This window comes from Rhodococcus sp. ENV425, from assembly GCF_002887785.1.
GTDB lineage: Bacteria > Actinomycetota > Actinomycetes > Mycobacteriales > Mycobacteriaceae > Rhodococcus > Rhodococcus aetherivorans.
In genome coordinates, this window is the sequence record NZ_PCZU01000189.1 from 1 (window position 1) to 6,613 (window position 6,613).

Here is a 6,613-nt window from a genome sequence, read left to right on the forward strand (position 1 = left end):
GGGAGCACCACCGGCAGCGGCGTCCGCACCGGATGCGGATCCTGGCCGCGCCGCACGACGGTCTCGGCGACGATGGCACGGGCCGTCTCCACCAGCGGCGAGTCGGCCGTCACCGAACCTGCCGGTCCGGCGACGACGCAGCGGATCATCCATCGGTAGCCGTCGACACCGAGGAAGCGCAGGTCCGCGTTCGGGGTGCTGCCCTGCAGCTCCCGGCCCCACGGTCCGCTTTCGATGCTCACCGTCGCGTTGTCGCGGCGCAGCGACTCGGCCAGCTCGGCGGCCACCTCCCGCCACTGCCCCGGGGACTTCGGCGCCGCGTACGCGGAGACCGTGATCCGGCCGTGCTGGGTCACCAGATGCACGGCCTGCGGTTGGCCGTTCGGTGCCATCTCCACCTGGATCTGCCCGCCCGGTGGCAGCGGGACGAGCACCGACCCGAGGTCGAGCCGGCTACCGACCGCGTCCTCGCCGATGTCGTCGATGTCGTAGGGACCGCCCTCGGGCGCCTGCACCTCGTCGTCCACGGGCGCGGAGTCGAAGTTGCCCTCGTCCGCGAGGCCCGGAGCCTCGGCGTCCCGGTTCTTCCGGCGTCGTCCGAACATGTCAGGAACCTTCCTTCACCAGACCGGCGTGCCCACCGCTCGACCCGTATCCTCCGGCGCCGCGGCTGGTGTCGTCGAGGGAACCGACCTCGACGAAGTCGACGAGCTCGACCCTCTGCACGAGCAGTTGCGCGATGCGGTCACCACGACGCAGTTCGACCGCGCGGTCGGGGTCGTGGTTGATCAGGCACACCTTGATCTCCCCGCGGTAGCCCGCATCCACCGTCCCGGGAGTGTTGACCACGGAGAGCCCGTACTTCGCGGCCAGACCGGAGCGCGGATGGATCAGACCCACCGTGCCGACGGGCAGGGCCACCGCGATGCCGGTCCCCACCAGCGCTCGCCGCCCGGGCTCGATGGTCACGTCCACCGTGGTGCACAGGTCCACACCGGCGTCGCCGGCGTGTGCCCGCGCGGGCAAGGGAATCCCCGGGTCCAGGCGGAGCAGGGGGACGGCTGGAAGATCGGTCACGTGCACCGAGACTACTCTGATGGACGTGTCTCGAACCTCTCGACCCGATGCGGATGCGCAGCAGACGACCGGCGCACCGGTCTATTCCGAACGGATGTGGGTGCCGCTGTGGTGGTGGCCCCTAGGCCTGGGCGTCGCGGCGCTGCTGGCCGCGGAACTGCACATGGGGGCGCCCGGCCTGTACGCCTGGCTGCCGTACGTGCTGCTGTTGCCGTTCCCTGTCTGGGCGCTCGTGTGGCTGTCCCGGCTGCGGCTGGAGGTGACGGGCGGGGAGTTGATCGTCGGCCGGGCGCACCTGCCGCTCGAGGTGATCTCCCGCGGTGTCGTGGTGCCGGCGTCGGCGAAGAGCGCCGCCCTGGGGCGCCAGCTCGACCCGGCGGCGTACGTCCAGCACCGCCCGTGGATCGGGACGATGGTGCTCGTCGTGCTGGACGACCCGGACGACCCCACCCCCTACTGGCTGATCAGCACAAGGCGGCCGGCAGAGCTGCTGGCCGCCTTGGGGTGTGCCGACAAGACCGAACGCTGAACCGGGGGCGGCCGGTCAGCGCCGTCCCTCCGGGACTCAGGCCGCGCCGTCCCTCCGGGACTCAGGCCGCGCAGTCCCGGCAGATCATCACTCCGTTCTCGTCGCTCGCGAGCCGGCTGCGGTGGTGCACCAGGAAGCAGCTCGAGCAGGTGAACTCGTCGGCCTGCTTCGGCACCACCCGCACCGACAGCTCCTCGCCGGACAGATCCGCCCCGGGCAGCTCGAAGGACTCCGCGGTGTCCGACTCGTCGACGTCCACGACGGCGGACTGCGCCTCGTTGCGTCGCGCCTTCAGTTCTTCGAGTGAATCCTCCGACACATCATCGGTTTCGGTTCGCCTCGGTGCGTCGTAGTCAGTCGCCATTTCCTCTACCTCTAGTCCTCGTGCAGGTGCCCTGCCGAAGGACACTGTTCATGTCCTTCGGCCCGGGCAACGCCCGACCGTCTCCGGAAGTTCCCACCGGCCGTATCCGGGTCCCGGACACGACCCGGGCCTTCCGCTGTCGAAAGCCTCGCCGTCGCCTCTTTCGACGACCTGGGCCGCCGAACAATAGCGGAAGTACCCACGGAAGCCGTAACCGATACACCCGGTCCGGGGAATTGTCGGTCAATTGTCACCAACACCACAGCAACTCGAGACATTCCACCGGTCGCCCACCTTCGCGGACCCCACCGGGAGGCCCTCTACAGTGGTCGCACACAACCCTTGGAGATGCGAGAGGCAGGGCGCCGTGGTTTCCCTGATCACCGAAGGCCGCGCGCGGGACGAACGCGGCCGGCCGTTCCCACGGCGCCGCGTCGTGCCCGCCGCGGCCCTGTTCGCGGTCCTGGCGACGATCGGGATCGTGGTGTGGACATCGGTGTTCGCCGGCTCGGACCCGGTGTCCAGGACCGTGGCGTGCAACGCCCCGCCGACCGTCCCGTCGGAGCCGGGCGGACCCCAGCCGGCCCCCCTCGGCGAGGTGGTCGACCGTTCCGTCCTGCTCGACGTGGAGCCCGCTCCCCTGGCGGCGACGCGGGTGCGGGTGTTCAACGCCAACGGCGAACGTGGCCAGGCCACCCACGTGGCAACCCAGCTGGCCGAATACGGATTCGCGAGCGCACCGGATGTGCAGGCCGGCAACGACCCGGTCTACATCGACCAGAACATGCAGTGTCACGGCCAGATCAGGTTCGGGGCGGCCGGGACCGCGGCGGCGAGCACGGTGTGGCTGGTCGCGCCGTGCGCCGAACTCGTCCGCGACGACCGCGCCGACGACACCGTCGACCTGGCCCTGGGCACCTACTCCAAGGAGATCGCGCCCAACGCCGACGCCGAGGAGGTGCTGCAGTCGCTGCGGGAGGCGCCGGTGGGCGCGGCCGCCGCGCCGCTCGACATCGACCTGCTGGCCGCGGCCCGCGACGCCCGCTGCTGAGCGCGCCGCGGACCGTCAGGCCGGGATCGGCGCGTCGGCGCCGAGCGCGGCGAACAGGTCCGCGAGCTGTGTCGCGATGCCGGGCGCGGCGGCGACGGTGATCTCGCCGGCGTCGCCGGCTCCGGCCGGGAGTTGCACCCACGCGCCCGCCTCCGCGGCGATCAGTGCACCGGCCGCCCAGTCCCACGGTTGCAGGCCGTGTTCGTAATGGGCGTCGACGCGCCCCGACGCCACCATGCACAGATCCAGGGCGGCCGCACCGATGCGGCGGATGTCCCGCACCCTCGGCAGCAGCCCGGCCACCAGCGCGCCCTGCCGTTCGCGACGGTGCGGCGCGTAGGAGAAGCCCGTCGCGACGAGGGCGCGGGCGACGTCGTCGACCGGGTTGCAGCGCAGGCGCGTCACCGCTCCGCCGACGTCGGTGCGGGTGGCTCCGCGCCCGCGCGCGGCCGAGTACACGTCCCCGGCGGCGACGTCGACCACCGCTCCCGCCACGGACCGCCCCCCGACCTGGGCCGCCACCGACACCGCGTAGGCCGGGATGCCGTAGACGAAGTTCACCGTGCCGTCGATGGGGTCGACGACCCAGCGGACGCCGCTCGATCCGGTGTGGGCGCCGCCCTCCTCCCCGAGGATCGCGTCGCCCGGCCGCAACCGGGTCAGCAGCCGCCGGATCAGGTCCTCGGTCTCGGTGTCCGCCACCGTCACGGGGTCGGTGTCGGTGCTCTTCGTCCGCACCGCGCCGACGCGGTCGGTACCCGTGTCGGCGGGTGGGAACAGGTCGGGCCGCCGGGCGCGCACGTGACCGGCGGCCTCGGCCGCGACGGACACGGCGATCTCGCGCAGCAGGGCCGGGTCCGTGGTGACGCCGGGGGACAGCGTAGAGGGGCGGGAGTCCGGGGTGTCGGGCACCCGAGTATCCGAACACACTGTGCGGCACGGCACCACCCGCGCGGCGGCCACGTTCGGATTAGGGTGACGTCACGACAGCGGTCGCCCGCGGTGACTGTTCCGGTGACGAGAGGGAGCGCGAGATGACGCAGACGATGCACCCGGCCACGCCGGACCCGGACCTTCTCGGATTCGGCGTCGACGTCGGCGGCAGCGGCATCAAGGGCGGCGTCGTCGATCTGTCCACAGGCCGGTTGGTGGGCGAGCGCATCAAGATCCTGACCCCGCAGCCGTCCACCCCGCAGGCCGTCGCCGACACGGTCGCCCGGATCGTGGACGAGGCGCAGTGGACGGGACCGGTGGGGGTCACCCTGCCGAGCGTGGTGACGGGCGGCGTGGCGCGCACGGCCGCGAACATCGATCCGGCGTGGATCGGCACCGACGCCCGGACGTTGTTCTCGTCGGTTCTGGGCGACCGCCCGGTGAGTGTCCTGAACGACGCGGACGCCGCCGGCCTCGCCGAGGACCGCTTCGGTGCGGCCAAGGACGCGTCCGGGGTGGTCATCCTGCTCACGTTCGGGACCGGGATCGGCTCGGCGGTATTGCACAACGGCGATCTGCTGCCGAACACCGAGTTCGGGCACATGGAGATCGACGGGATGGAGGCCGAGCACCGCGCGGCGTCATCGGTCAAGGAGAACAACGAGTGGACGTACAAGCGGTGGGCGAAGGAGGTCTCGCTGGTGCTGTCGCGGTTCGAGGCCCTGTTGTGGCCCGACCTGTTCATCGCCGGTGGCGGGATCAGCCGCAAGCACGAGAAGTGGATCCCGTTGCTGACCAACCGCACACCCGTCGTTCCGGCCGCATTGCGCAACGCGGCCGGCATCATCGGGGCCGCCTATGCTGCGAAAACAGGTGTACTCCCCTGAGTCCTGCACATCGCGCGCGGCGGCGATCGTTACAATGGTGCACAGCCGGCTGCGAACCGGCCTGATCCCGACAGACCTCTCCGCCGGAACCACTCTGGCGCGACGCCGCACTACCTCGTCACGAAAGGGCGTACGTGGCAGCCACCGAAATCCACACGGCTGATTCCCCGAACGAATCGGCAGCCTCCGCGGACGCCGCGGATACCACGACCGGTACCGCACCCGCCACGAAGCGGCCGGCGAAGAAGGCCGCGGCCAAGAAGGCCCCGGCCAAGAAGGCCGCCGCCAAGAAGACCACGGCGAAGAAGGCCGCCGCCAAGAAGGCGGGCAAGCCTGCCGGCGACGAGTTCGAGGGCGAGGAAGCCGAGCTCGAGGATCTCGACGTCGCCGAGGCCGACCTCGAAGGTGCCGAGGACGTGGTCGTGGAGGTGACGGAAGCCGACGACGAGCCCAGCGACAAGGACAAGGCGTCGGGCGACTTCGTCTGGGACGAGGAGGAGTCGGAGGCGCTGCGGCAGGCCCGCAAGGACGCCGAGCTGACCGCCTCCGCCGACTCGGTGCGCGCCTACCTCAAGCAGATCGGCAAGGTCGCGCTGCTCAACGCCGAGGAGGAGGTCGAGCTCGCCAAGCGCATCGAAGCCGGCCTGTACGCCACCTATCGGCTGCAGGAGTACGCCGACAAGGGCGAGAAGCTGCCGGTCGCGCAGCGCCGCGACCTGAACTGGATCTGCCGCGACGGCAACCGCGCCAAGAACCACCTGCTCGAGGCCAACCTGCGTCTCGTCGTCTCGCTCGCCAAGCGCTACACCGGCCGTGGCATGGCATTCCTGGATCTGATCCAGGAGGGCAACCTCGGTCTGATCCGTGCGGTGGAGAAGTTCGACTACACGAAGGGTTACAAGTTCTCCACGTATGCCACGTGGTGGATCCGCCAGGCGATCACCCGCGCGATGGCCGATCAGGCCCGCACCATCCGCATCCCGGTGCACATGGTCGAGGTGATCAACAAGCTCGGCCGCATCCAGCGCGAGCTGCTCCAGGACCTCGGGCGCGAGCCCACCCCGGAGGAACTGGCCAAGGAGATGGACATCACGCCGGAGAAGGTGCTGGAGATCCAGCAGTACGCGCGTGAGCCGATCTCCCTCGACCAGACCATCGGCGACGAGGGCGACAGCCAGCTCGGCGACTTCATCGAGGACAGCGAGGCCGTGGTCGCCGTCGACGCGGTGTCGTTCACGCTGCTGCAGGACCAGCTGCAGTCGGTGCTCGAGACCCTGTCCGAGCGCGAGGCCGGCGTCGTCCGGCTGCGGTTCGGCCTGACCGACGGTCAGCCCCGGACCCTCGACGAGATCGGGCAGGTCTACGGGGTCACCCGCGAACGGATCCGGCAGATCGAGTCGAAGACCATGTCGAAGCTGCGGCACCCGTCGCGGTCGCAGGTGCTGCGCGACTACCTCGACTGAGGATCGACGTCTAGAACTCTTCCGCTTCACGGCGATCGGCCGTCGGCTCCGCAGCCGACGGCCGTTCGCGTAGCCGGGGCACCACGGTGCGGGTGACGGGCTCGACGATCCGTGCCGCGACGGGTCCGAGCACCGCCGTGATCAGCACGTACGCCGAGGCGAGGGCGGCGAGCTCGGCGTCCACCTGGCCGGAGGTGACGGCCAGTCCGGCGATGACGATGGAGAACTCGCCGCGGGCGATGAGTGCGGCGCCCGCGCGGGCCCGGCCCATGGTGCCGATGCCGTGCCGGCGGGCCGCCCACCAGCCGG

8 protein-coding genes and 1 pseudogene are annotated in these 6,613 nt (G+C 70.9%); 4 read left to right on the top strand and 5 right to left on the bottom strand.

Annotated features, from left to right (window positions below):
- Together CQZ88_RS15870 and dut are read right to left on the bottom strand one after the other, a co-directional pair.
- A partial coding sequence (locus CQZ88_RS15870; protein ID WP_102800012.1) for a DUF3710 domain-containing protein occupies positions 1-605 on the bottom strand: 605 nt, incomplete at its 3' end.
- Between the two features lies 1 nt (position 606).
- Positions 607-1,077, bottom strand: coding sequence for a dUTP diphosphatase (dut, locus tag CQZ88_RS15875; protein WP_029543411.1), 471 nt, complete (start codon positions 1,075-1,077; stop codon positions 607-609).
- Between the two features lie 19 nt (positions 1,078-1,096).
- Here dut and CQZ88_RS15880 point away from each other — a divergent pair, with 19 nt between their 5' ends.
- A complete protein-coding gene (locus CQZ88_RS15880) occupies positions 1,097-1,606 on the top strand; it encodes a DUF3093 domain-containing protein (RefSeq protein WP_006938139.1) in 510 nt (169 codons plus the stop codon).
- A 61-nt stretch (positions 1,607-1,667) separates the two neighbouring features.
- Here the strand turns inward: CQZ88_RS15880 and CQZ88_RS15885 are convergent, their stop codons facing one another.
- Positions 1,668-1,970 carry a DUF4193 domain-containing protein gene (locus CQZ88_RS15885; protein WP_029543409.1) on the bottom strand — a complete coding sequence of 101 codons (303 nt, stop codon included), beginning with the start codon at positions 1,968-1,970 and terminating at the stop codon, positions 1,668-1,670.
- A 367-nt stretch (positions 1,971-2,337) separates the two neighbouring features.
- Between CQZ88_RS15885 and cei the strand changes: the two genes are divergently transcribed.
- Positions 2,338-3,021, top strand: coding sequence for an envelope integrity protein Cei (gene cei, locus CQZ88_RS15890; RefSeq protein ID WP_006938142.1), 684 nt, complete (start codon positions 2,338-2,340; stop codon positions 3,019-3,021).
- Between the two features lie 15 nt (positions 3,022-3,036).
- On the opposite strand, the gene CQZ88_RS15895 is transcribed toward cei, so the two are convergent.
- Complete coding sequence (locus CQZ88_RS15895) at positions 3,037-3,933, bottom strand: inositol monophosphatase family protein (protein ID WP_102800013.1); 897 nt, start codon at positions 3,931-3,933, stop codon at positions 3,037-3,039.
- A 122-nt stretch (positions 3,934-4,055) separates the two neighbouring features.
- On the opposite strand from CQZ88_RS15895, the gene ppgK reads away from it, so the two are divergent.
- Both ppgK and CQZ88_RS15905 read left to right on the top strand, forming a co-directional pair.
- Positions 4,056-4,841, top strand: a complete 786-nt coding sequence (ppgK, locus tag CQZ88_RS15900) for a polyphosphate--glucose phosphotransferase (protein WP_006938148.1) — start codon at positions 4,056-4,058, stop codon at positions 4,839-4,841.
- A gap of 134 nt (positions 4,842-4,975) precedes the next feature.
- Positions 4,976-6,304, top strand: coding sequence for an RNA polymerase sigma factor (locus CQZ88_RS15905; RefSeq protein ID WP_102800014.1), 1,329 nt, complete (start codon positions 4,976-4,978; stop codon positions 6,302-6,304).
- A gap of 10 nt (positions 6,305-6,314) precedes the next feature.
- On the opposite strand, the pseudogene CQZ88_RS31165 reads toward CQZ88_RS15905, so the two are convergent.
- Positions 6,315-6,613, bottom strand: a pseudogene (locus tag CQZ88_RS31165) (cation:proton antiporter); the annotation flags it as partial.

Bases quoted from the DNA above. Each gene is read 5' to 3' on its own strand.
- ppgK (WP_006938148.1), top strand. From the start codon at position 4,056: ATGACGCAGACGATGCACCCGGCCACGCCGGACCCGGACCTTCTCGGA.
- CQZ88_RS15880 (WP_006938139.1), top strand. From the start codon at position 1,097: ATGGACGTGTCTCGAACCTCTCGACCCGATGCGGATGCGCAGCAGACG.
- CQZ88_RS15885 (WP_029543409.1), bottom strand. From the start codon at position 1,970: ATGGCGACTGACTACGACGCACCGAGGCGAACCGAAACCGATGATGTG.